The 23,891-nt window shown below is 38.6% G+C and carries 21 protein-coding genes; 6 read left to right on the top strand and 15 right to left on the bottom strand.

Annotated elements, in window-relative coordinates; all coding sequences use genetic code 11:
- Positions 1-29: 29 nt before the first annotated feature.
- Genes WKI42_RS04360 through WKI42_RS04340 form a run of 5 tightly spaced genes read right to left on the bottom strand, consistent with a single transcriptional unit; the run spans position 30 to position 5,497 of the window.
- On the bottom strand, positions 30-962 hold the full coding sequence (locus WKI42_RS04360) for a transketolase family protein (protein WP_173306837.1): 933 nt from the start codon (positions 960-962) through the stop codon (positions 30-32).
- The gene (locus WKI42_RS04355; RefSeq protein ID WP_138001099.1) at positions 959-1,816 is read right to left on the bottom strand and encodes a transketolase; all 858 of its coding nucleotides are present in this window, start codon (positions 1,814-1,816) and stop codon (positions 959-961) included. The genes WKI42_RS04360 and WKI42_RS04355 overlap by 4 nt, the downstream gene beginning before the upstream one ends.
- 3 nt (positions 1,817-1,819) lie before the next feature.
- Positions 1,820-3,166 (bottom strand): PTS ascorbate transporter subunit IIC, encoded by a 1,347-nt coding sequence (locus tag WKI42_RS04350; RefSeq protein WP_000975294.1) that lies wholly within the window; start codon positions 3,164-3,166, stop codon positions 1,820-1,822.
- Between the two features lie 12 nt (positions 3,167-3,178).
- Positions 3,179-3,463 (bottom strand): PTS sugar transporter subunit IIB, encoded by a 285-nt coding sequence (locus tag WKI42_RS04345; RefSeq protein ID WP_000912476.1) that lies wholly within the window; start codon positions 3,461-3,463, stop codon positions 3,179-3,181.
- A gap of 3 nt (positions 3,464-3,466) precedes the next feature.
- A complete protein-coding gene (locus tag WKI42_RS04340) occupies positions 3,467-5,497 on the bottom strand; it encodes a BglG family transcription antiterminator (protein ID WP_173306835.1) in 2,031 nt (676 codons plus the stop codon).
- 189 nt (positions 5,498-5,686) lie between these two features.
- Here WKI42_RS04340 and WKI42_RS04335 point away from each other — a divergent pair, with 189 nt between their 5' ends.
- The 5 genes from WKI42_RS04335 (at position 5,687) to WKI42_RS04315 (ending at position 8,454) form a co-directional block, all read left to right on the top strand.
- The gene (locus tag WKI42_RS04335; RefSeq protein ID WP_173277652.1) at positions 5,687-5,827 is read left to right on the top strand and encodes a hypothetical protein; all 141 of its coding nucleotides are present in this window, start codon (positions 5,687-5,689) and stop codon (positions 5,825-5,827) included.
- Between the two features lie 25 nt (positions 5,828-5,852).
- Positions 5,853-6,029: a PTS ascorbate transporter subunit IIC gene (locus tag WKI42_RS04330; RefSeq protein ID WP_033608448.1), complete on the top strand. Its 177-nt coding sequence runs from the start codon at positions 5,853-5,855 to the stop codon at positions 6,027-6,029.
- A gap of 151 nt (positions 6,030-6,180) precedes the next feature.
- Positions 6,181-6,363: a 50S ribosomal protein L32 gene (gene rpmF, locus WKI42_RS04325; protein WP_000290417.1), complete on the top strand. Its 183-nt coding sequence runs from the start codon at positions 6,181-6,183 to the stop codon at positions 6,361-6,363.
- A gap of 15 nt (positions 6,364-6,378) precedes the next feature.
- Positions 6,379-6,528 carry a 50S ribosomal protein L33 gene (gene rpmG / locus WKI42_RS04320; RefSeq protein ID WP_001265622.1) on the top strand — a complete coding sequence of 50 codons (150 nt, stop codon included), beginning with the start codon at positions 6,379-6,381 and terminating at the stop codon, positions 6,526-6,528.
- Positions 6,529-6,969: 441 nt separating this feature from the next.
- Positions 6,970-8,454, top strand: coding sequence for an RNA-binding domain-containing protein (locus WKI42_RS04315; protein ID WP_050243046.1), 1,485 nt, complete (start codon positions 6,970-6,972; stop codon positions 8,452-8,454).
- A 114-nt stretch (positions 8,455-8,568) separates the two neighbouring features.
- Here WKI42_RS04315 and WKI42_RS04310 read toward each other — a convergent pair whose 3' ends face one another.
- The 3 genes from WKI42_RS04310 to WKI42_RS04300 form a co-directional block, all read right to left on the bottom strand.
- Positions 8,569-10,170 (bottom strand): type I restriction-modification system subunit M, encoded by a 1,602-nt coding sequence (locus tag WKI42_RS04310; protein WP_368081275.1) that lies wholly within the window; start codon positions 10,168-10,170, stop codon positions 8,569-8,571.
- A gap of 172 nt (positions 10,171-10,342) precedes the next feature.
- Positions 10,343-11,569: a restriction endonuclease subunit S gene (locus WKI42_RS04305; protein WP_240151457.1), complete on the bottom strand. Its 1,227-nt coding sequence runs from the start codon at positions 11,567-11,569 to the stop codon at positions 10,343-10,345.
- On the bottom strand, positions 11,566-12,633 hold the full coding sequence (locus WKI42_RS04300; protein ID WP_138706997.1) for an AbiH family protein: 1,068 nt from the start codon (positions 12,631-12,633) through the stop codon (positions 11,566-11,568). Before WKI42_RS04300 ends, WKI42_RS04305 begins: the two co-directional genes overlap by 4 nt.
- Positions 12,634-12,891: 258 nt before the next feature.
- On the opposite strand from WKI42_RS04300, the gene WKI42_RS04295 reads away from it, so the two are divergent.
- Complete coding sequence (locus WKI42_RS04295) at positions 12,892-14,133, top strand: Fic family protein (RefSeq protein WP_138706996.1); 1,242 nt, start codon at positions 12,892-12,894, stop codon at positions 14,131-14,133.
- Positions 14,134-14,286: 153 nt separating this feature from the next.
- On the opposite strand, the gene WKI42_RS04290 is transcribed toward WKI42_RS04295, so the two are convergent.
- From WKI42_RS04290 to WKI42_RS04260, 7 genes are all read right to left on the bottom strand, one after another.
- The gene (locus tag WKI42_RS04290) at positions 14,287-17,655 is read right to left on the bottom strand and encodes a type I restriction endonuclease subunit R (RefSeq protein WP_368081274.1); all 3,369 of its coding nucleotides are present in this window, start codon (positions 17,653-17,655) and stop codon (positions 14,287-14,289) included.
- A 341-nt stretch (positions 17,656-17,996) separates the two neighbouring features.
- Complete coding sequence (locus WKI42_RS04285) at positions 17,997-19,244, bottom strand: toxic anion resistance protein (RefSeq protein ID WP_368081273.1); 1,248 nt, start codon at positions 19,242-19,244, stop codon at positions 17,997-17,999.
- Positions 19,245-19,265: 21 nt separating this feature from the next.
- Positions 19,266-20,072, bottom strand: coding sequence for a hypothetical protein (locus WKI42_RS04280; protein WP_368081272.1), 807 nt, complete (start codon positions 20,070-20,072; stop codon positions 19,266-19,268).
- A 586-nt stretch (positions 20,073-20,658) separates the two neighbouring features.
- Complete coding sequence (gene rpsD, locus WKI42_RS04275) at positions 20,659-21,270, bottom strand: 30S ribosomal protein S4 (RefSeq protein ID WP_000092756.1); 612 nt, start codon at positions 21,268-21,270, stop codon at positions 20,659-20,661.
- A 265-nt stretch (positions 21,271-21,535) separates the two neighbouring features.
- Positions 21,536-22,591: a HAMP domain-containing sensor histidine kinase gene (locus WKI42_RS04270; RefSeq protein ID WP_368081271.1), complete on the bottom strand. Its 1,056-nt coding sequence runs from the start codon at positions 22,589-22,591 to the stop codon at positions 21,536-21,538.
- Complete coding sequence (locus tag WKI42_RS04265) at positions 22,588-23,286, bottom strand: response regulator transcription factor (protein WP_000520643.1); 699 nt, start codon at positions 23,284-23,286, stop codon at positions 22,588-22,590. Before WKI42_RS04265 ends, WKI42_RS04270 begins: the two co-directional genes overlap by 4 nt.
- A gap of 166 nt (positions 23,287-23,452) precedes the next feature.
- A partial coding sequence (locus WKI42_RS04260; RefSeq protein WP_368081270.1) for an LPXTG cell wall anchor domain-containing protein occupies positions 23,453-23,891 on the bottom strand: 439 nt, incomplete at its 5' end.

Genomic DNA, 23,891 nt, shown 5'->3' with positions numbered 1-23,891 from the left:
AAATTCTTTCAGATAAGTGTATTTAACATCTATCTTGCATTATAAATTTCTAGAACCTTCTCTTTTATATTCGATTCACTCAAACCATACTCATTAAGAAGATAATCCATTTTCCCTACTTGACCGAATCTTTCTTGAACACCCATCCGATGAATTTTTGTTATTCCATCATCAGAGAATAATTCACATAAAGAACTGCCAATTCCACCTATCTGATTGTGGTTTTCTACAGTAAATATAGTTTTTCCACTTAACATTGTTTTTATCTGTTCTGGTATCGGTTTGATTCTAAATAAATCTATCACACCTACTGAATAACCTACTTTAGACAGTTTATCTGCAACTCGAATACTTGGAGCAACCATTATACCAGAAGCAACGATTACAACATCTTCCCCATGTCTTAACTCAATGTAGCCCTTAGAAAAATCTTCTCCACCTTGATACACAGGAACTGGAGCTTTTCTAATTGTTCGAATATATTTTAGTCCTTTTAAGTCTAATGTCTGGTTCAATATTTCACGAAATTGGACATCATCAGTTGCTTCAAAAATGATCGATTTAGGAATTAAACGTAACAATCCAATTTCTTCAAATGGCATATGTGTCCCACCATTCATTTCTGCAGTTACTCCTGCATCTGATCCAATCACAGTGGCATCCAATTGTGCGTATCCAAGAGAAATAAATAATTGATCAAATACCCTTCGTGAAGAAAAAGGACCAAATGTATGAAGATAAGGTCTAAACCCCTGAATAGACAAGCCTGCTGCAAGGCCGACCATTTCTGCTTCCATAATCCCAACATTCACATAACGGTCTCCAAAGTCCTTTTCAAGATTATGAGTAGCCATCGAACTTGACAAATCGGCTTCTAAGACTACTATATCAGAATAACTTTGATTAGCCTCTAAAAGGAAGTCTCTATATACATGCCGTAATTCTTTCGTGCTTCTCATCATTCTGTTTCCTCCAATTCCTGACTTAATCTTTCTACAACTGAAGTTAACATTTGTCTCTCCTCTACAGTAGGGCGAAGATGATGGTTGGATTTCATTTCTTCCAGCTCTTGAACCCCTTGACCTTTAATAGTATCTAATACAATGCACTTAGGTGATGAATTATTTGACTGTTTTAATTGGACAATCCCTTCATAAATTTCTCTAATATCTGAACCCTTGACCCTAATGGATTCAAATCCAAATGCTGAAAATTTTTCTACGAAATCACCTGGATTACAAATATCCTTTGTAAAACCATCTAATTGTTTTTTGTTATCATCAACAAATACAATTAAGTTGGATAACTGTTGATGAGAAGCAAACTGTATAGCCTCCCAACATTGTCCCTCATTTAACTCACCATCTCCAACAATAGCATAAGTATAAAAGGGACTCTTTCTTATTCTCTGACCATATGCAAGTCCGGTTGCAACACTAATTCCTTGTCCTAAAGAGCCCGTTGTCATATCTATGCCTGGCGTTAGATTTCTATCAGGATGAGACGGTAATTTGGTTCCATTTGTATTTAAAGAATATAAGAATTCTTTGTCAAAGAAACCATTCAAATAGAGTGTACTGTATAGAGCTGGTCCTCCGTGACCTTTTGATAATATGAAATAATCTCTATCTCGTGATGCAAATATTTCTGGAGTCATTGGCATTATTTCACCATAAAGCACTGCTAGAACTTCTACGATAGACAGACTTCCTCCGTAATGTCCGAATCCAAGATGATTCAAGGTTTCAAGAGTATTTAATCGGATTTTTGTTGCAAATTTTCTTAACTCATCTTCTCTATTTTTACTTAAAATCATCCCTTATTCCTCCTTTACAGATGGCTTTTTAATAAAGGATACTCCAAACATAACTGCTAAAATAAGAACAAGACCAATCACAATGCCTGCTTGTGAGCCAAATTGATTTAACATTCCTAAAATAATTCCTGATAGACCAAAATCTGCATCTGAGAAAGTTGATCCTTGGAAACCAAGTCCTCCCAAAACTGGCATTAAAAAGACTGGAAGAAAACTAATTAAAATACCTTGTAAAAATGCTCCAATAGTAGCTCCACGAACACCACCAGATGCATTCCCAATAACACCTGCAGTCGCTCCACAGAAGAAATGAGGCACAACACCTGGTAAGATAACAACCGTTCCTGAAGCAATCATAATTGCCATACTTACTAAACCACCAATAAAACTAGAGATAAATCCAATTAGAACTGCATTGGGTGCATAAGTATAAACAATCGGACAATCCAAAGCAGGTTTTGAATTAGGTACAAGACGCTCTGAAATACCTTTAAAGGCTGGAACAATTTCACCCAAAATAAGGCGAACACCTGCTAAAATAACAAATACCCCTGCTGCAAATTGACCTGCTAATTGTAAAGCATAAACTAGACCACTTGTACCACTACTAATTTCTTTTTCTATATATTCTGACCCTGCAAAGATAGCTACAATAATGTAAATAACTGCCATAGATAAAGTGATACTAACAGTACTATCACGTAAAAAAGCTAAACTCTTTGGAAATTTAATGTCCTCTGTTGATTTTGATTTGTCACCGATAAGGCTACCAGTAAAACCACTCAACCAATATCCCAAAGAACTGAAATGACCTAAAGCCACCTTGTCATTTCCAGTTAATTGAACCATATATTTTTGCACAAATGCTGGGGAAATACTCATAATAATACCGAGTGCTAATCCTCCTAGTAAGATGAGAGGCAAGCTAGTAAAGCCAGCAACTGATAAAATGACCGCAATCATACACGCCATATATAGAGTGTGGTGCCCTGTTAAAAAGATATATTTAAATCGAGTAAAACGAGCAATTAAGATATTGAACACCATGCCTGCAAACATAATCATTGCAGTAGCTGATCCATATGTTGTTAAAGCTACAGCTACAATTGCTTCATTATTCGGCACAACGCCAGATAAATGAAAAGCATGCTCAAACATGGTACCAAATGGATTTAAAGAATTTTGTACGATTCCTGCACCACCAGATACAACTAAGAAACCAACAAAGGTCTTAATTCCACCTTTAATAATATCAGGTAATTTCTTCTTCTGAAGAACTAATCCTAAGATTGCAATTAAAGCTACTAAAATAGCTGGTGTACTAACAATATCCAATATGAACTTCATCATGACGCTAGCCTCCTATATAAGTCCTTTTTCTTCACAAAGTTTCGTAATTAATTCTCGTAGTTCATCCATATCAATAATACTATTTAAGATACGAACATCTCCAAGATGACTAGCTGAATCAGCTAGATCACGACCAACAATCCAAATATCAGCAGCATTTGGATCTGCTCCACCTAAATCATAGTGTTCAACTTCTACATCTGAAACATTCAAATCACTCAATACAGATTCAATATTCATCTGTACCATAAAACTTGAACCTAATCCTGAACCACAAGCTGTACCAATTTTTAACATTATTTAATCCTCCTGTTTAATTATCATTTCAATGTCATCATAGTTTTTTGATGATATTAAAGTTTGAACATGATTTTTATCTCTTAAAATTGTTGTTAAATGTGACAAAGCCTTTAAATGACTTTCATTATCAATGGCTGCAATACAAATCAACAATCTTACCTCTTGTTCTGGATTATCCAATAAATAAATCGGTTTTTCCAAAACTAACATTGACATTCCTATTTCATTCACACCTTCATCTGGCCGAGCGTGAGGAATTGCTACTCCCTTCCCTAAATTAATAAAAGGCCCAAACTCTTCTACTTTTTGAATCATTGCCTCAGGGTAGTTCTCCGTTATCTTATCTTGATCCAAAAGCGGTTTAGCTGCTAAACGAATCGCCTCCTTCCATCCTAATTTTTGCGAACTAACCTGATAGGTTTCTTTGGTAATAAGTTGTTCTAGCACTGGTACAATTTCCTTTCTATCATTTTTTTGATAAAGATAATTCTTTAACGCCAATCTTAATTCCAATTCTTGTGTAATAATTCCATATCTTTTGACAATATTCAGGATTTGTTCAATCTCAAAATCCCCATACTCTAAATTCGGAAAATCTTTTAACACTAGTTCTACTAGTTGTATTGCTTGCTCTTCAGTCATCATAACCGAAACTAGATAATTTGGCTTTTCTGTCTCCACCTTTATGGTAGAAAAAACCATATCATAGTCACTACTAGCTTTCACCTGTAAATCATCAATCTTTGAGGTTCCTATAAACTCAATTTGAGGAAATAATGCTAATAGATTTTCTTTTAACATCAATGAAGAACTAACACCATTAGGACAAATGATTGCTGCTTTATACCATTTTTGAGGCAAAGTATCTGCTTTCTTTAAATAACCTCCGAAATGGATAACAAAATATGCTGTTTCACTATCAGGTATGGGTTTGTCAATAGCGTCCATCAAGGGAGTCAAAGAATCTTTTACTAGTTCAAATAAATCAGGATAATGTTCTTTAACATGCAATACATATTCATTTGAACTAGGTAGGCCGAACTTTAATCTATAGTAAGCCGGTATAAGGTGGCGGCGAAGATTTTCTCTCAATCCTTCCCTTTGTTTAAAATGTAACAAAGAAATATCTTCCATTCTACTTATAATAGCCTCTGTTAGTTGATTAAAGTAAACCGGAGCAACATCTACTTCACCTTCAAAGCAACTTGATAATAAAACTGTGATATAGCGATAATCATCCTCAGAAAACACCGTATCTATAATCCCCAAATCAACCACTGTATCCAATAAAATAGTGGTTATATCTTGAATAACAGGAGATACTAATGTCTCTGAAAGACATACTCTTTCAACATCCCTTTGATACCTACACAGAATGAATACTAAACCGAAAAGGCAAACTTTTAATTGATTTACAATAGGTACTAGCTGTAGCTTCTCATAATAATCTTTAACTACCTGATTTATCAAATCATAAGTTAATGAATACCCCCAACTGGATAAAACATAATCCAAACCCCAAATCCCTATGGAGGATTCCAGCAACTCACTAACCATTTGAAAAGCTAAGCGGTGCTTATTCCACTCTGAACCGTGTAAAGTATAACCTTTTGCTCTACTGTACCCTAGCTCCAAATCATTATCTAACATAATCTTTCTTAATGATTGAATATCAGATAAGGTTGTATTCTTACTTACTTTCAAAAAGTCTTGGTAATGATTATTTGATATAAAATCTAATCGGCAAAAAGTGTAAAGATAGATTAAAGCTAAGCGAGTCGACTTTGGTAAAACCAATTCATCCGACTTAATAATATCTGTCAAAGATTGCTTCGTACGATTTGATAAACTATAGCGACCTTGCTTTTTATCCAGCACTATCCCTTTATTAGCTAGATAAGGCACTAAATAATCTATTCCTTCTTTGACTTCCTTTATAGGTAAGCTCACCTTAACAGATAACTCATATAACGATAGCTCACAATGATCCATCAAAGTCATCAAAATAACTAGTGCTCTATAATCAAACATTTCTCTTCCTTTCTAACTACAATTATAGTGTAAAAGTTATAAGAATAAAAGAGTATTTGAGCACAATATAATCTCACCTTTTAAAAGAAATTATTGGGCTGAAAGTTTTTAGTAATTATTTTTCTACTTTTTTTCACGTTATAAATTAAAGCGATATCATTTAGATATCAATTAATAGAAATGGTTGAAATGGCACTAGAACGGCTCAATGAAGGGGAATTGGTAGAGCTTGACGAAGAACGAAAAGCTGCCATGGTTTCAAATCTCCTAGTCGTTCTCTGTGGCAATCATGATGCACAACCAATTGTCAACACAGGAAGTCTTTACTAAAGATGGCTGAAGCTAAAAAAAGCAGATCCCCCTTCGACTCTCAACAAAGTTATACGCTGCACTCGCATCATGGGCAGAAGACGACTTTCGTTCAGTCAATGGGCAAATCGAATATCTCCTCACAGAATGTGTCAAACAACGGAAGAAAGACGGAAAATACGTATCAGAAACCATTGACGAACCATTTGAGATTGATATTTAACATTTTCTCCTGTCTGCTAGGACTGACAGGAGAATTTTTTCATCTTTTTTTGTCAAGTAACTTTACTTTACAAAAAAAATGTGTTATCCTAGTATGGTTGATGAAAATCAGTAGATTGAATCGAATATAAATACCTAAAGGAGAAATCAAAATGGCAGTACCTGCACGTCGCACTTCAAAAGCGAAGAAAAACAAACGTCGTACACACTACAAAGTAACAGCTCCATCTGTAAACTTTGACGAAACTACTGGAGATTACTCACGTTCTCACCGTGTATCACTTAAAGGATACTACAAAGGACGTAAAATCGCTAAAGCTGCATCAGCTGAATAATAGAAGGGAGATACCATGCGCGTAAATATTACACTTGAACACAAAGAATCTGGTGAACGCTTGTACCTTACTTCTAAAAACAAACGTAACACTCCAGACCGTCTTCAATTGAAGAAATACTCACCAAAACTTCGCAAACACGTTGTGTTTACCGAAGTTAAGTAAGCATTCAATACGAATCAATACAGAAGAAAAACGCTGATTCAAGCGTTTTTTCTTTTTGTTAATTTCAGTACATTGCAATGAGAATCATTCGAATGACTACATTATTGATAATATTTGTTAAGCCATCAAAAGTAATTAACATTTCATAACGAGTAATCCTATTTAAACTCGTCTCACTATCTATTTTTTCTTATCTCTGTGTTATAATAAAATAGATTTTAAATCCATCTATTTTATTATTGAAAATTCTACATTTTTCAATTGAATTTTGATTACAAATATTCGCGCGATTTTCGCGTGATTTTCGCGTGAATATTTTAAAATATATCTTAGAAATACGATGAAATCAAAGATTTTAATTATCTATCAAATTTACTTTTTCGCGTGACAATCATTTAAAAAAATAAATTTAAGCAACATTATATTTTAGGAAGGGAAAATATGGACTTAAAATTTGAAGGGGTTGATTTAGAATACAAAAAAGCTAAAAACGATCTTCCAGAATCTTTCTGGGAAACCTACTCAGCATTTGCAAATACAAATGGCGGGAAAATAATTCTCGGGATAGACGAAAAAAATATTGACCCCTACCAAGGAGTCAATAATCCTCAAAAAATACGAGACAATTTATTCGCTTTAGTCGCAAACAAACAAAAAGTTAGTTGTAACTTACTTACAGATAATGATATTGAATACATTGATATTCCAGGCAAAAATAAACAACTCATGGTAATCACTGTAAGAGAAGCGAATCCTCACCAAAAACCCGTCCATCTAAAAAATGATTATCGTGAGTCATATAAAAGATTAGGTGAAGGCGATGTTCGACTTGATAAAGAAGAACTTAAATATCTGATGACTAGTTCTCATGATGATATTGATAGTGAGTTACTTAATAATTTTGACGAAAATGATTTAAATTTAGATACAATAAAACATTACAAGCAATTATTAATTGAACTTACTGGTAATACAAAATATAATAGCATTTCGTTGAGAAATTTTCTAATCGAAATTGGTGTATTTAAAAAAGACAGGATTGATAATACATATAAATTAACCGCAGGAGGACTAATATTTTTTGGAAAGTACAATTCTATCATTTCTCGTTATCCCAAATTTCAATTAGACTATTTTGAAAAAGATACCTCCCTTTCAACTAGGTGGAACGATAGAATTTCAACAGGGGATATGATGTACCCTGATTTAAACATGTTTGATTTTTTCAATTTAGCATATAAGAAATTAACTACTACAACAAATGATAGATTTGAGTTTAATAACGAATCTGCCCACCGTTTACCATTCAAGAAAGACCTATCTGAATCTATACGTGAAGCTTTAGTAAACTGCTTAATGCATGCTTACTATGACTTTGATTCTCCTATAGTTATTACAGCTTATCAAGACTTCTATGAATTTAAAAATCCAGGTAAGATGAAAATTTCTATTCCCGAATTTATACATGGCGGAACTTCCAAAACGCGAAATAGTACAATCTCTTCATTATTCCGTAGAATTGGGATGTCCGAAAAAGCTGGATCAGGTGGACCAAAAATTTTTGATATTTCCGAAAAGTATAAACTAAAAATCCCTGAGGTAAGCACTACCTTTGATAGTACTGTTGTTACAATCTGGAAAGTAGACTTATTGTCTTCTTATGCGGATACATCAGATAATGAAAAGATAATACTTGAATATATCATTAAAAATGGTAGCATTACTAAAAATGATGTCCTCGAAAATTCTCTCATGACTGAGTATAAATTTAGAGAAAATTTAAAATCTCTACAAAATAAAAAGTATATTGAGATAGAAGGTAAGGGACGATCTACAAGATATGTTCTCCCTAAAAGCTCAACTGAACAATACCACATCATTAAACAACAAATCAAAAATCTTGGAGATTTCATGACTAAATATTAAATATTTTATTTTCATTCCTAAAAATTTTTGAAATAATATTGTCTTTTCCCAAATTTTCGGAGACCAAAACGCAGGCTCAAATCGGCCTGCGTCTTTTCACTCTTCCCCTACTCTCTAAATCTCATTCAATTTTTCGAGATAGGCGGTTAATTCTGCTTGGGCTTCTGGTGTTGTGCCTACTAGCTGGCTGCGCATGTGTGCGAGTCTGGCTTCTACTTGACCAATCTCTTTATCAATCTCTGCGAGTTGATCTGCGAGGTCGGCTAGGGGAACAACTGGTTCTTCCTCAAAGGTATCGACATAGCGTGGAATGTTGAGGTTGTAGTCATTTTCGACAATCTCTTCAAAGCTGGCTAGATGGGCGAACTTCTCGACATTCTCGCGTTTTTGATAAGTCTCCAAAATCTTAGCAATATGGTCTTCGGTCATATTGTTTTGATTTTTCCCTTTTTCAAACTCTTTTGAGGCATCGATAAAGAAGACATCCTTATTGGTGCGATTCTTTTTAAGGATAATAATGGTTGTAGGGATAGAGGTATTGTAGAAGATATTTGCTGGCAAGCCGATAACTGTATCAATAGCGCCTTCTTCTAGTAGGTGCTGGCGAATTTTCTGCTCGGCTGCTCCTCGGAAGAGAACTCCGTGAGGAAGGACAATGGCCATAACTCCATTATGCTTGAGATGGTAAAAACCGTGAAGGAGGAAGGCAAAATCTGCTTTAGACTTAGGTGCAAGAACTCCATAACTTGAAAAGCGAGGATCTTGCAAGAATCCACTATCTGCTGACCACTTCAGTGAATAGGGTGGGTTCATCAAAACTCCATCAAAGTCTGTCGGCTCGGTAGTCGGCCAATCTTCATCTAGGGTATCGTGATTGCTGAGGTGATAGTTCTCAATCGCAACCCCATGGAGCATCATATTCATGCGAGCAAGGTTGAAAGTCGAAGTAATCAACTCTTGACCGTAGTAAGAAATCGTCGAAGCTTCCTTACTATAGCGCTTGGCATTGAGCAAGAGAGAACCAGAACCCATGGTCGGGTCGTAAACCGACATCCCCTTTTGATGCTCACGCCCTGCAAAGACAATCTGAGTCATGAGGTGAGAAACTGCTTGAGGTGTATAGAACTCCCCAGCCTTTTTCCCAGAATCACTGGCAAACTGGCCAATCAAGTACTCATAAGCATCACCCAAGATATCACCAGCATGACCAGAGACATTGAGATCGTTGAGCTGTTTCATAACCTCAGAGATGGTCTTGTTTTGCTTTTGTGGGGTGTTTCCTAGCTTTTTCGCATAGAGGTCGATATCTTCGAAAAGATTTTCAAATTTTTCATTGGCCTGCTCGATATCACGGAAACTTTGGGCTAGGGACTCTAGCTGGAAGGTTCCTTCGTGGATAGACTGAACCAGCTTGGTAAAGGTCAGAGAAGGATCAATCACATAGCCCAACTCGTCATTTAAGACCTCGATGAGGTCTTCACGGACATCTGCATCCGCAAAGTTTTCCTCGTAGAGAAGCTGCGCTTGCTGGAAGGACTCAAAGGTCTCGTCCAAGTTATCACAGACGGCTTGGAGGATGTTGTCGGATAGGTACTTGTAGAAAATCAAGCCCAAGAGGTAGGACTTGTATTCATTGGCTTCCATCTGGCCACGCAGTATATCTGCCGCATTCCAGAGGGATTGGTAGAGTTCTCTTGATAAATCTGTTTGTGACATAGGGTCTCCTATCAATTTCAACTTTCATTCGTTTAGTGTAGCTTTTTATGGTCTTGGTATCTTATGAATTGAACACGACCTAAAAGCTGAGTAAAAAAGATAAACTGTCTGGTCTTCATCGAAGACTGCGCCAGTTCCCTATTTTTACTGGGCTTTTGACGGTCTTTGTATCTTATATAAACATTTTTCTGAGTAGGGTTTGTTTGCTTTCTTTGAGCTGGTTAACTTTTTCCTCTTGCTTGGCAATGGACTTGTCTAGGCCTTGGAAGAAAGAACCGATTGCTTCTTGTTCAGGGAGGGAGGGGAGAGGGACTGGGATATCTTTCAGTTGCTTCAGTGGTAACTGCTTTAATGCTGTTCCAGTATTTCTCGATAACAATTCTCTTTGCCCTTTTGTACTAATAAAAAATTGTAAGAGAAAATCTCCTTTAGCTTCATTTTTGTTAGTCCGAATAATTGCGAGCTGTGAATTGATGTTCCATCCAACATTCTCATCTTTAGCGTATCCAATAGCTCCTAATGATCCTCTCACTGCTAAAATAATATCATCCAATTCAATGTGACCAGACGTCAGCTCTTCATGTTTTTCATGAGTTATATAATTTGCATTAGTCTCATCCAAAACTCCATTTACAAGATTACTACCTCTTAAAAAAGGGACACCATTTTCACTAGTAGTAAGGTCTTTCTCTGATGGATAAGCTTCTCCGTAGTTGCCATCTGTAAAAAGAGTTTCAGTTTCCCCCAACTTCACTTCCTTCCAGTCATCTTCAAATCCTGCGAAGCGAAGGGCTGGTTTGGTTTGTCCCTTGGCTGGGAAGAGGAGTTTGAGGTAGGTTTTCTTCTGCTCTTTGAGCACCTCTAACTTACGCTGTTGAAGGGTGATAAGGTGGTCGAGATTGCGAAAATATGCTCCAATTTTCTGTTGTTCGCTGTATTTTGGATAATATGCTTCAAATCCCATTACATCAGAAACTGATAAATTTGTTTGCTTTGCTCCATCATCAAATGCTAAGAAATATGGATGCCTATTCATTAAAATGTAAAGAAAATAAGGGAATGTTTCGCCTATTGGAGTTATCCCTGCGATTCGCTGATTTAGCGTGTATTTATCATTTTTTTCGACCCAAAATGTTCTCGCAATAGCACGACCATTTGGAACATCACTCAGCACAAAGGCAATCTCATTTTCAAACAATGCTTCATTTTTCTTATTAGAAAATTTCTTTACTTCACCATCTGTGGAAATGAATTTTGAATTTACTACAATATACTTTCCGTTCTCATCAATGCAGTTTTCGTGAGCCTTTCCGTTACGATATTGAGCTACTTCTCCCAACTTACGCTGTTCCCAAGCTTCAGTATATCTCACAAAGCGATAACTTGGTTTCTTTGTCATATATCTCCTCCAACTATTTCATCTTTATTTGTATCTATAAATTGCAATTGATAAGCTTTATGAGCACCCCATGACTTAAGTATTTTCTTAATAGTATATTCATACTTCTTATCAAACTGGTCTATATAAATGCTCACATCCGGTGCCTGTTTAAAGATTTCTTTAAAGTATGGAGAATCTACTCCATTCTCATCCCGAATACCAAAACCAATGAAGTAAATTTCTTTGATAGAACTTAAACTTTTGAAAAAGTAGTCGTGTTTTCTAAGTTGCTGATGGACGGGCTTTCTAGTCAAATAAACTAAATTATGAAGAAAGTCACGTACCTCAGTTGGGTTATTTTGTCTAAATTTATCATAAGAATCCATTTCACGATTATGTCCAAATATTAGCTTATTTTCAGAAATACTTCCATGTATATGACATATTTGTTCAGAATTTATACCGTAGAAATCCTCTAATAACATACTATAATTAAAAGTTAAAAAGTAGGCATTTTTATTGTGTTCAACAGATTTCTTTCGTTTTAGTTTTTTTAGATTAGTAGGCATATTATCCCAGTCAAGAATAAAACATTGAACCCATTCCCTAAATAAGTTTTCAATGTCTGCTCTTAGAAATTTTTCAAGAATCGTTGCCAGTTCCTCAGAATATGTTTCTAAATTTTCCAAGACACAAGATGGCGGTATAATTTTCACCTCATTTATCCAACCTAAATCACGCTCCAACTGAGACCAAAAATTTTCTAATCTCATTAATTGCATCATATGTCGATAAATAAATTGATACCGTTCATGTTTATCTAACTGACCATTTCTAATTTTAGGCAGAGAATATCCATATATGTCTCTCAACTCATCTTCATTAACATATCGATGTTGTTCTTGAATTTCAATATCCTTTTCCCTAAAAAAGTCGCAAATTCCCTTTGATGTTTGCAACGACTCTAACAACTCATCTTTCCCATAAGCCTGCTGATAAACAAACTTCTTGAAATATAGATAATTCGTCTTCAAATCATGCGCCATATCAAAACCATTTCCGATAATAAATAATTTCTCCACTATATCCCCCTTTCTATTACTCCATTTTCTTATTTCTACACTTTAGGTTTTCTTTTTTGATGTCTATTCTTCAATTTTGCCTATTTTTGCACTTTAGAATTGCCATCTGTCATTTCTATTGTTAAATTTTGGCCATTTTTGCACTTTAGAACGACAACTACGCTATCCTATTCTTCAATTTTACCTATTTTAAAACAATAGATAGGCTTATTTTGTGATATAATGTTAAAAAACGTTGAAATGCGAGGATGACTACATATGAACTATAGAGAACTTAGAAAAATCTACTACAGTCATCGTGACCAATATGAGGAAGAGTATCAACTACGCTTACAGGGATACAGCTCCATTAGGACATCTCTTTATCCTCATTTAATGCAACGCGATACTGTCAAAACAAGTCAATACCCTTTATTTGTTACCCTGCATCTTGGGATTTCCCAACTGATGGAAACTATCTCACAGCAGTCTCAACGAATTAGCGAAATAGCTGGTACCCTCCCTAAGATTGCCCACGATCAATTTTATAAAGAACAACTCTACCAATCGATTATTTCCACAAATGAGATTGAGGGTATCCATACAACTCGTAAAGAGTTGGTTGATGTGGAGAAACTCCTAGAGGAAGACCCCTATAAGACCGAACAAATCAAACATCTTTCCACCTTGCGAATGTACCAACAAATCTTGAAGGATGAATTTCTCCAAATCCAATCGCTTGAAGATATCAGAGAGATTTATGACCAATTAACACAGGGAGAAATATCGCCAGAGGATGAACTCGATGGAGAGTTTTTTAGACAGAAATCGGTCTTTATCCAAGACGACAAAACTGGCAAAGTCCTCTATATCCCACCTCAAAAGGAGGAACAGATTCAGGTCATGTTGACAGAGTGGATTCGTTTTATAAACGACCATTCTATCCCAAACCTTATCAAGGCTTGTGCTGGACACTATTTTTTTGAAAATATTCATCCCTTCTATGACGGTAACGGTCGGACAGGACGCTATATCCTTGCCAAGTACTTGTCTAGAAAACTCGATAAATTTTCAGGGTTAGTTTTGTCCCAACAAATCAATCACCATAAGCAAGACTATTATAAGGCTTTTAGGAATACTGGCGATCATCTCAACCGTGCCGATGCTACCTTCTTCGTTGAAACCTTGTTGACTTTTATCAAGGAAGGACAGGAAAACATTATCCAAACCCTCCTTGAAAAACAAGAGCAACTGCATCGCTATAAAGTTAAGATAGAGCAAACAGAAGGTCTGGAGGAAGTCGAGAAATACATCTTGTTTCTCCTCGCTCAGTCCAAGCTCTTTGTCGATGATAAGAGAGATGGTATAGAAGATAGAAGCATCATCCAACTGGCCAATCAGTCCAACCATCATTACTCTAAGAAAAAGGTCAAGGATGCTTTCTTGCATCTTGAAGAGAGAGGAATTTTGACCCTAATTAGTCGAAAACCTTCCCAACATTATCTTTCTGACTATTTTTAATACTCAATGAAAATCAAAGAGCAAACTAGGAAACTAGCTGCAGGCTGCTCAAAACACTGTTTTGAGGTTGCAGATAAGACTGACGAAGTCAGTCACATATATACGGCAAGGCGACGTTGACGTGGTTTGAAGAGATTTTCGAAGAGTATAAACCTATCTCCCCCTTAGCGGTAGGATATCCTCTGAAATCATGCGCATATAGTCCTCTTTGAGGGCTTTTTTGTATTTGAGTTTTGGTAGTGCCTTGTCTCCGTGAGCTTCCTTATAGGCCAGATAGTCCTGAGACTCGGTGATGGCTTTTTCGCCATTTTGCTTGTCTCGTCCGATGCGGTAGTTGTCCACTACGAACTGGAGTTCATCCTCTCCTATCTGCCAATAATCTGCCGTTTCACGAATCTTTTTCTGGGTTGTTAGCTCAATCATCTCATCCAACTTATGGGTTACAGACTGTCCCTGATAGCTCTTGGCATCAGCTTGAACATCCTGCCAGAGTTTAGAAATGATGCTGGATAACTTAGGATTGGATTTGTTCAAATCTTCGATATACTTATCTACCAGACTCTTTTCCTTTTTACCAATGAGGTTTTCCCGATTTTCAATCAGGGCTTGAATGAGAGAGAGGATATAGTGATAGTTTATCTCGTCGGTACGGATGGATTCAAGCTCATACTCTATATCTACGAGAAGGCTTTCATCTTCTTGGTCTTCTTTTCTGCGTCTGCGGAGTTCTTCGATGACATTTTGATATTGGCCAGCAAAGTTCTCGATGTCTTCTAGGCTGAGACCAATCTCTCTGAAAATGACTTTCTCATCATAGTCCGAATAGACCTGTATAGAGGATAGGAGTTTGTCAAATTCTTGGAAGGCCTTGGCAAAGCGTTTTAATTCTGCATCTGTCGCTGTATCCAAATCAGGCACCTGCTCTGGACTTGGAGCGATGGCTAATAGTTGATGAACCTTCTCCAGAAACTTGGCCTTCTCCTCCTGCCATTCTGGGGCTAAGACACTGGTTTCGCCACCATTTGAGTAGAGGCTCAGAGCTTCATCCACCTTTTCTTTAAAACGGTCAGGAGTTTGGAAGGTGACGATTTGACCGAATTTCTTGCCTTCATCAAAGAGGCGATTGGTTCGTGAAAAGGCCTGAATGATATGCTGGGGTTTCATGGGCTGACGATCCATGAATAGGGTCGATAGGCAAGGGGCATCAAAGCCTGTCAACAAGCGATCCACCACGATAACCAGGTCCAATTGCTCTTCACGGAAGGCAAAGCGTTCTTTCTTACGGGCCAGACGGTCGTTGAGGTCACTATTGTAGGATGCAATGGTTGCTAGGCTAAAATGGGTACCAAACATGGCATTGTAGTCTTCTAAACTCTCCTCCATATAGGATTGGTTGACATAGGAGTCTGCTTCATTTTCTGTCACTGAGTAAGTAATAGCAACCTTAGGAAAGTCTGGTAAGACCTTTTTAACATTTTCCGAGATGCTTAGAGACTTTTCTCCATTTTTGACTTGTTTAATCAGGTTATAATAGGTCTGCGCACGGGCAATACTTTTGACGGTCAAAATGGCTTCATAGGTTTTTCCTACCCCATTTTGGAAGCCGAGTTTGCGTCTTGAGCGATTGAGAATGGCATCTAAAACGGCAAGCATGTGGCCTTCGTCATCATAGCGCTCCTCATCAATCTCATCTTCTGCCCAACCAGGCATGGTTGTCTGATACTCCACATTAAAGCCAAGAACCGCCTTGTCATGGATGGCTTCTTTGACAGTATATTGGTGGAGGCAGTCACCGTACTGCTCTTCGGTTGTCTGAGCAAGGTCTCCTTTTTGTTTACGTTTATTTTCTGTAAAGATAGGAGTTCCTGTAAACCCATACCAGAGAGAATTTGTAAAGAAGTGCTCTAGGTGGCGTTGGCGTTCAGGAGTCACTGCGCGATGGCATTCATCGACGACAAAGGCTAGTTTGAGTTGTTTGATACGATTATAGACCTTTTGGTGACGGCCTTCATCAAACTGACGAATCATGGCATTGATTTTCTGGATGGTCGTCACAACGACACGGCGGTCATCAGAAGCCAGATTTTTAACCAATTCCTGTGTATCATCGGTCTCGTCGATATCGATCATGTCATTCTCTGCGTAAGACTGAAAAGAACTAGTCGTCTGCTGGTCAAGGTCTGTCCTATCAATCACAAAGATTGTCTTTTCGATAGATGGAATCTGGAGCAGATTGCGCGAAACCTTATAAGAGGTCAGGGTCTTTCCTGAACCAGTCGTATGCCAAATATAGCCCGACTGGCGCTGGCGACTGGCTTCACGGATAGCCTCAATGGCATGTACCTGATAGGGACGCAATAAAATCAAGGCCTTCTTGTCATCATCGATGACAGAATACTGCATGACCATCTCGTGGGCTCTCGGTATCGACAAGACAGACTCTGCAAAGTCAAATAGCTGGGGTTGGGGGCTATTTTCACTATCCACCCACTTGGTCAAGAAGCGTTCATTTAGCTTGTTGGCTTTGGTAGCTGCGATGTAACGAGTGTCTGTGACATTAGAGACGACAAACATCTGAAGACTTGAAAAAATACCTCTGAACTGTCCTTCTTGGTCGTATTTCTTAATCTGACGAAAGGCATCCATATAAGAATGAGAACGGCTTTTCAGTTCGATTTTAATCATAGGCAGACCATTGATCAGCAAAGTCACATCCCCACGACGCTGGCGAATCCCTTCTCCGCCTGTGATGACTTGGTTGACAACCTCATAGCTGGATTTGCCACCAGCGACATTGTTTCTCCACAAGACTTCCAAGCGAATGGTGCCTAGACTGGCGTCTTCACGTTGAACCTGCACCTTGGCAATGCCATTTTCCCCTGCTATCCACTTGGCTGCTTCATAGAAGTTAACGAAATTGAGCTGGTTTTTAATTTGATTTTTCTCTGAATTTGTCAGGGGATGGTCTTGCAAAATGCGGACATTATTAGCTTCCAGCTTGGCAAAAAAGTTTCCCCATAGGAGGTCTTCAGTATTTAACTCAGATCGATACACCCATTGACTTTCTCCCTTTGTCAGCTGGTTGATTAAATCTCGCTCGATAGCCAATTCCTGTTTGGTTTTGGCTTTACCTGCTACAGGGATAGCAGTCTCGTCTTTGGGAGAGAGTCTTTGGCTGATATGGAAATCTTGCAAGGCGGCTTGATTGAGATGTTGCAATTTTTTGAGAAGATCTTGCTCCGTCCCTTTTATGGCTTGATAGGCTGCCGTCAGGTCTTTATCTGCATCCAGGTAGTGATGGGGGTTCTTCTTTATTTGGATATAGCCCTGCACCAAATCTTCTAAACGTCCCAGCTGAATAGTAAGCTGGTTCTGGAGTTCCTGAGAATTGCTTCCAGATGCTTCTTTCTGGTTGATAGCTTCTAGGTATTCTACGATGGCAGCATAACTAGGCTGCAACTCAGGTGCTGAAACGATGAGTTCTTGTTCTAATTCTTTTGATAAAGTGTAAGCCATGTTCATACCCCATTTCTACAACGCAAAAAGCCTACCAAAAAGATTGGCAGGTTTTGAAAATGGGTATGAAAACGCGAGTTTATATATATATATGCAAGTTAGTTATTCGCTTAAATTTGAAAACCATAGGGACTCTTCCTTTTCATTCATCCAAGGCGTTGCGGCATCGAAAAAACAGCGCCTTTACTTCCTTCTATTGTATCATAAAAGACTCCTTGGGAAAAGATTTCCCATGCTTTTATCTCTATTTCAGAGTAAACTGACTTGCTGGTCACTAATGATAGTTGGTAAAAACTCCTAGACCAAGCAAAATCCCCTGCAAATTTACATTACAGAGGACTTATGTGTTATTCTTGTACTTCTTTCTGGGCGGCCTTTCCTTGATTTAGAAGGGCTTGGACGATTTTTTCATCGCGTAGTTTGACAGAATCATTGATCATTTCTGCGGACTTGACGATAGTTGTTTCTAGTTGGGCACGTTTCTGACGACCCAATTCAATGGCTGCGACGATACCTTGGTTTTGTGCAACCAGACTTTCAGCCAGTTTGGTAACCGATTCGACAGCGACTGTCGGGCTTTGGGCAATTCGTTCCATCTGCGGAATCACTTCCTTACTGGTTTCAGCTAGCATCTGAAGGGCAGCATTGTTGGCATTGACAATGGCATCTGCCACGACACCTGATTTCATTGATTGTTGCAAAATACCCAGTTGGGCAATAGAAAGCTTCATTGTTGGAATCGTATTACGACGAAGCATGCCCAATTTTTGGCGCATATCAGATGACACCTTCACAAGATTGCGCATCTGAGGTGTTGTTGCCCAGGCAACATAGAGACGGCTGACATACTCAGTGTGCTGTTGTTCAAGGGTATTGACCACTTCTGCCATACGAGCCAATTCTTGTGATTTGGTTTGGTATTCTACCGTACTTGTATCGAGTTGGTCAGCTTGAGCTTTCAGTTCGGCAGCGCGTTTGCCAGCTTCTGTCTGGCTGGCTTCGATAAAGGAAATCACTCCCACTAGATTTTCAATGGATTTGGTATTGTCCTCAATCAACATCTCAGCTGAGACGATATTTCGAGCTAAGACATCTTCTTGCTTGACCACTGCGGCAGCCATACCATCGAGCTTTTGCTCTACTGTTTTTGAGTCAAAGTAAAATTCTTGTAGCGTATTTTTACTCTTGCTAAACAATCGTTGCAAGAAGTTTGGCTTTTCTTCTAACTCAGCAATTTCAGCGTTCTTGTATTTAACTACAAAGCCTTGCAACTCACGGTTGGTATTCTTGAGTAAGTCATCCACTTGGGGAATCTGCAGTTTCTTTTGCTCTGACAAGATACGATTGACCGTATTGTTCACACCTTCTACAGCAGATTGTCCAAAATCCAAAAGAGCATTTTGATTTGTGACAAATTGGTCTACTAACTGGGGCACGTGCGCCTTGATTCCTTCTTGCTGCTCAGGGCTCAACTTTTCAAGGAAGGTCAAGGTCTTGTCTGAGCCAGTATTGGTCTCGATGATTTGGGTTGTTTTATCCACCTTAGCTACCGTATTATTGGCAATCTGGTCAATATCGAAATTAAATTCTGTCATGGTTACTCCTTTGTTTCTAACCTATTCTTTACGATCTTTTTCTAGGATACGCAAACTAATATCAAAATCACGCATATCTGTTTCATTGAGTTCTCTTAACACTTGGTCCAGCTCAAGGTCAAATTGTTCGATGGCTGCTTTAGCTTGTTGCAAACGTTCTTCTGCCCGATTATAGTTCTTCGGATTGGCCTTAATCTTTAAATAGCCTTCTAAAATCGTTTTGAATTTCTCCATCTTCAAACTATGAATGGCCGTCAATTCTTCCTTATCCCCCTCGGCAGAGGTAGCAATCTTGTCTAAAATGGCCTGATGGTCAATGGCAATATTGGCCAAGGTCTGGGATAATTCTGGAGCTAATTCCTCTGGCTCCGCATTTTCAAGATCTACCTGACTTTTTCTATCCAAACGTTCTAGCTGAACATCGATAGTTGCCCGCACTGTACGAACTTTGTTGTCAATACGGTTGTAAACATCATCATCGATATAGGACTTGAGACGATCCGCCTCCTGATGGATTTCCCTCAGTTCGATCAATACTTGATTGGCCAGACTCTTATAGGAATCTGAACCTTTTTCTACTAAAGTTCCCTCCAATTGCTGAATATCCTTGTCCGCCTGACGAATACGAGCTTTTAAAAGCTCAATTCGATCATCGAGCGAAGCATCCTGCAAAAGAGGAGAGCGCCAACGTTTATAGAGACGATAACCACCATAGCCTAGCAGGACGCAAGCCGCAAGTGGGAGAGCATATTGAACCAAAAGGCCCAATAAAAACAAGAAGCCCCAGAAATAGAGACAACCTTTCCAAAAACCATTACTCGATTTCATAAACATTCCTTATTTTCAATTTATAAGTCTATTTTAGCACAAAAGACAAAAATGAGGGCGGAAATCCCCTAGAAAAGAGTTGATTTCTTTACTGTAGAATGGAGGCGTGCTAATTTCAGTGGAGCGGACTCAAAACACAAACACACTCTAAGGAAATATAAAAACAAAAGCTTGAAATATTGGGTGTTATATGTTAGAATGAACTTACAATGTGAGTAAAGTTACAGCATATGTAGCTAAAAAAGCCCCACCGTGCCACCGATGGGGTTTTTTGCTACTCTCTTAAAGGGTTAAATGCTACTTGCTACGTCTCTTTATCCATAGCTTGAAAAGCTCAGATAGTACGTTAACAAGTAACGGAGCTAGAAACACTGTGAGTAAAGTTTCTAACATATGTAACACCTCCCTTCCTTAAAGCGAAGGGGCCAAAATATTATATCATCAACATCGCGTCATTCTTGGAATAGATAGACTTAGATACACCAATAACCTTACTAGCAAATCTCTAAACAAACCCAGAGATTAACATTTTAATACAAAGCAAAAAGCCCACTGTTGTAGGCTTCTTACAATATAAAGTCTTATCTTAAAGCATTTTGTTGTAGAATTCAACGACAAGTGCTTCGTTGATTTCTGGGTTGATTTCGTCGCGTTCTGGCAAGCGAGTCAATGAACCTTCCAATTTTTCAGCGTCGAATGATACGAATGCTGGACGTCCAAGAGTAGCTTCTACTGCTTCAAGGATAGCTGGAACTTTCAATGATTTTTCACGAACTGAGATCACTTGACCTGGAGTTACGCGGTATGATGGGATATCAACGCGTTTTCCGTCAACAAGGATGTGACCGTGGTTTACGAATTGACGAGCTTGACGACGAGTAGTCGCAAGACCAAGACGGTAAACAACGTTATCCAAACGACGTTCCAAAAGAAGCATGAAGTTGAAACCTAGGATTCCGCCTTTGATTTTTGTAGCTTGTACGAACAAGTTACGGAATTGTTTTTCACCTACACCGTAAGTGAAACGAAGTTTTTGTTTTTCAGCCAATTGCAAACCGTATTCTGACAATTTAGAACGGTTGTTTGGTCCGTGTTGTCCTGGTACGTAGTTACGACGTGCCAATTCTTTACCTGTACCTGTAAGTGAAAGGCCAAGGCGACGAGCTTGTTTCCAAGATGGTCCTGTATAACGTGACATGTGAATGTCCTCCTGATATAAATAATATTTCGGTGGAAATAGTCACTTAGAAAGCCCTGATTCGTGCAGATGCCCTTCGCCTAAACAGCCAAGGTTACTTATCATAAGACACCTGTTGACGAGCTTCATGCTTTCCTGCTGATATTTCACACAAAATCCATTTTACCATGAATGGCTAGATTTGTAAAGGGGTTTTAGGCTTTATTTTCACTACCAGAGAGGTTGAGAAGGAGGGGGTAACTTCTCAAAGTAACTTCCACTTGGATTAGTAGTGGAACTTAGTTTGGGAATTTAGCTTGAGAAGGAGGGTAAAGGTGCTTCCGAGGCCGTACTGGCTGGTAACTATGATTTCTCCCCCCAATTGATGGGCCAATTCACGCGCAATCGCAAGGCCTAAGCCATGACCACCTGTTTTCATATTGCGCGAAGTTTCGACACGATAAAGGCGTTTGAAAATATTCTCCAAATCCTCTGGGGCAATTCCCTGCCCCTCATCGGTCACACTGATTGAAAGCTGGTTTTTCTCCAGCTTAGCTACCACCTCCAGCTTGGTTCCTGAAGCTGAGTATTTAAAAGCGTTATTGACCAGATTCACCAAGATGCGAGAAAGTTTGGCATAATCTCCTTCAATCCGGGCAGACTCTGGGATTACCTGCAAGTGGACATCTCTTCTCTCCTGCTCAATCAAAAACTGAAATTCACTCATGCACTCAATCAAGAGCTGGTCCAGAAAGATGCTGTCTTTACTAGTCGTCTCCGCCTGATTTCTAGCTGTGTTTAGAGTCAAAAAATTCAACTCCTCAACCAGTTTATTGAGCCTCTCCGTCTGGCGTCCAATGGTTGCTAGATAATGAGCTTGCTCCGACTCCTTGATAACCCCGTCCAAAATCCCTTCTACCGTCGCTTGGATCGAAGTGATAGGAGTCTTAATATCATGCGACAACTGGGCAATCATCAAGCCCTTTTCTCGTTCGCTTTCTTCCAAGGAAGCAAAGCTGGCCTGCAAATCATGGGACATCTCATTAAAAGTTTGCCCTAATTGCTGAAATTCTACAGGCCCTTGAACCTCCAAATTTGAGGGGAAATCCTTGTCCGCTACTCGCTTGGCATGTTCCTTGAGTTTGCCCAACGACGTAAAGACCGGCGATAGGAGAAAGAGACTAATCCCAGCACCGACAAGGCTGGCAACAATGGTCATCCCAAGCAAAAAGTAAATCTCGCCTTTCTCAATCAGCATTTTTTGAACAGCCCAAAAAACAACCAAAATGGTTAAGAGGGTTGAAATAATATATCCAACCAAAATATAACTTTTTAGTTTCATGTTTGTCCTCTCGGTTTCTCTATCTTATATCCCAAGCCCCAAACTGTCTTAATAGTGGGCGTTTGGTCACTACTATATTTTGCCAACTCCTGTCGAAGAGCATGGATATGCACATTCAAGGTATTGGTGTCATCCACGTAGTCTTCTTGCCAGACCTTTTCATAGAGGTCTGTCTTGGAGAAAACTCTCTCTGGATTGCTAGCTAAAATCCACAGCAATTCAAATGATTTAACAGTCAAATCCAGCATTTCTTCTCCTATTTGAACTTCATGACTACTATGATTCATTTTTAGATTGCCAAGGGAAATCAGCTCTGTTTCGCCCCCACGATGAAGGCGGCGCAAAATATTGTGAACCCGCAAAACCAGCTCACGTGGGCTAAAGGGCTTGGCAATAAAGTCATCTGCCCCTAAGCTCAGGCCGTAAATCTTGTCCTGTTCACTGGTCTTAGCAGTAATAAATAGGAAAGGTTGCTCTGGTGATAAGTATTGAACCTCACTGATTAAATCATAACCATCCATCCGAGGCATCATGACATCTGTGATAATCAAATCAATCGGTTTTTTCTTGAACAGCTCTAGCGCTTCCAGTCCGTCATGGGCTACCAAGACCTGATAACCTGCCTGAATTAAGTATCTCTGATGAATATCTGTGATTTCTACCTCGTCATCGACGAGTAAAATTGTCTTTCCCATCTGTCTCTCCTTTGATAAAAACAGTGCTATACTGCTTTAAGTATAACACTATTTTTATTGTTTTACGATGATTTTAATCTGCTATTGAAAGAAAGTCCTGATTGCTGATTGAGTTGGTAAACTAGCCTTAGTCAGCTCACTATCCATCATTTATTTCCTTAGCTGATTAGTTTTCTTCTTTTTTGTTTTTCAAACCTAGACCACCGAGTAAACCTGCAAGCGCAAGCCCAAGGAAACCAATACTTGCCATTGATGTTTGAGCTTCACCAGTATTTGGTAGCATAGCTTTATCATCTGACATCATCGTATCAGACATCTTGTTAGCAGAAGCAGTCCTGTTTTCACCTGCCATCGTATTGGTAGAGCTTGTCATGGTGTCAGCAGGCATGCTATCTGTAGTACCTGGAGCTGGAGTCTCAGTCTTCATGCCTGATTTTTCCATTTGGTCATTTGCTGGCATTGCTTTATCAGTCTCTTTGGCTGGTGCCATCATGTTCTTATGGTCAGCAGCTGTAGCATGACTGTGATTCATCGGAGTCACACTAGAACCAGAGTTAGAAGGTGAAAATGAACCATTTGCTGTGTCTGAAACGTTTATCTTAATA

Origin of the sequence: Streptococcus pseudopneumoniae (genome assembly GCF_038148935.1) — a bacterium.
Classification (GTDB): Bacteria; Bacillota; Bacilli; order Lactobacillales; family Streptococcaceae; genus Streptococcus; species Streptococcus pseudopneumoniae_U.
Note: the sequence above shows the minus strand (reverse complement) of the source record. Positions and strands in the feature narration are given on the sequence as shown.

Bases quoted from the DNA above. Each gene is read 5' to 3' on its own strand.
- WKI42_RS04360 (WP_173306837.1), bottom strand. From the start codon at position 962: ATGATGAGAAGCACGAAAGAATTACGGCATGTATATAGAGACTTCCTT.
- WKI42_RS04355 (WP_138001099.1), bottom strand. From the start codon at position 1,816: ATGATTTTAAGTAAAAATAGAGAAGATGAGTTAAGAAAATTTGCAACA.
- WKI42_RS04350 (WP_000975294.1), bottom strand. From the start codon at position 3,166: ATGATGAAGTTCATATTGGATATTGTTAGTACACCAGCTATTTTAGTA.
- WKI42_RS04345 (WP_000912476.1), bottom strand. From the start codon at position 3,463: ATGTTAAAAATTGGTACAGCTTGTGGTTCAGGATTAGGTTCAAGTTTT.
- WKI42_RS04340 (WP_173306835.1), bottom strand. From the start codon at position 5,497: ATGTTTGATTATAGAGCACTAGTTATTTTGATGACTTTGATGGATCAT.
- WKI42_RS04335 (WP_173277652.1), top strand. From the start codon at position 5,687: ATGGCACTAGAACGGCTCAATGAAGGGGAATTGGTAGAGCTTGACGAA.
- rpmF (WP_000290417.1), top strand. From the start codon at position 6,181: ATGGCAGTACCTGCACGTCGCACTTCAAAAGCGAAGAAAAACAAACGT.
- rpmG (WP_001265622.1), top strand. From the start codon at position 6,379: ATGCGCGTAAATATTACACTTGAACACAAAGAATCTGGTGAACGCTTG.
- WKI42_RS04315 (WP_050243046.1), top strand. From the start codon at position 6,970: ATGGACTTAAAATTTGAAGGGGTTGATTTAGAATACAAAAAAGCTAAA.
- WKI42_RS04310 (WP_368081275.1), bottom strand. From the start codon at position 10,170: ATGTCACAAACAGATTTATCAAGAGAACTCTACCAATCCCTCTGGAAT.
- WKI42_RS04305 (WP_240151457.1), bottom strand. From the start codon at position 11,569: ATGACAAAGAAACCAAGTTATCGCTTTGTGAGATATACTGAAGCTTGG.
- WKI42_RS04295 (WP_138706996.1), top strand. From the start codon at position 12,892: ATGAACTATAGAGAACTTAGAAAAATCTACTACAGTCATCGTGACCAA.
- WKI42_RS04290 (WP_368081274.1), bottom strand. From the start codon at position 17,655: ATGAACATGGCTTACACTTTATCAAAAGAATTAGAACAAGAACTCATC.
- WKI42_RS04285 (WP_368081273.1), bottom strand. From the start codon at position 19,244: ATGACAGAATTTAATTTCGATATTGACCAGATTGCCAATAATACGGTA.
- WKI42_RS04280 (WP_368081272.1), bottom strand. From the start codon at position 20,072: ATGAAATCGAGTAATGGTTTTTGGAAAGGTTGTCTCTATTTCTGGGGC.
- rpsD (WP_000092756.1), bottom strand. From the start codon at position 21,270: ATGTCACGTTATACAGGACCATCTTGGAAACAAGCTCGTCGCCTTGGC.
- WKI42_RS04270 (WP_368081271.1), bottom strand. From the start codon at position 22,591: ATGAAACTAAAAAGTTATATTTTGGTTGGATATATTATTTCAACCCTC.
- WKI42_RS04265 (WP_000520643.1), bottom strand. From the start codon at position 23,286: ATGGGAAAGACAATTTTACTCGTCGATGACGAGGTAGAAATCACAGAT.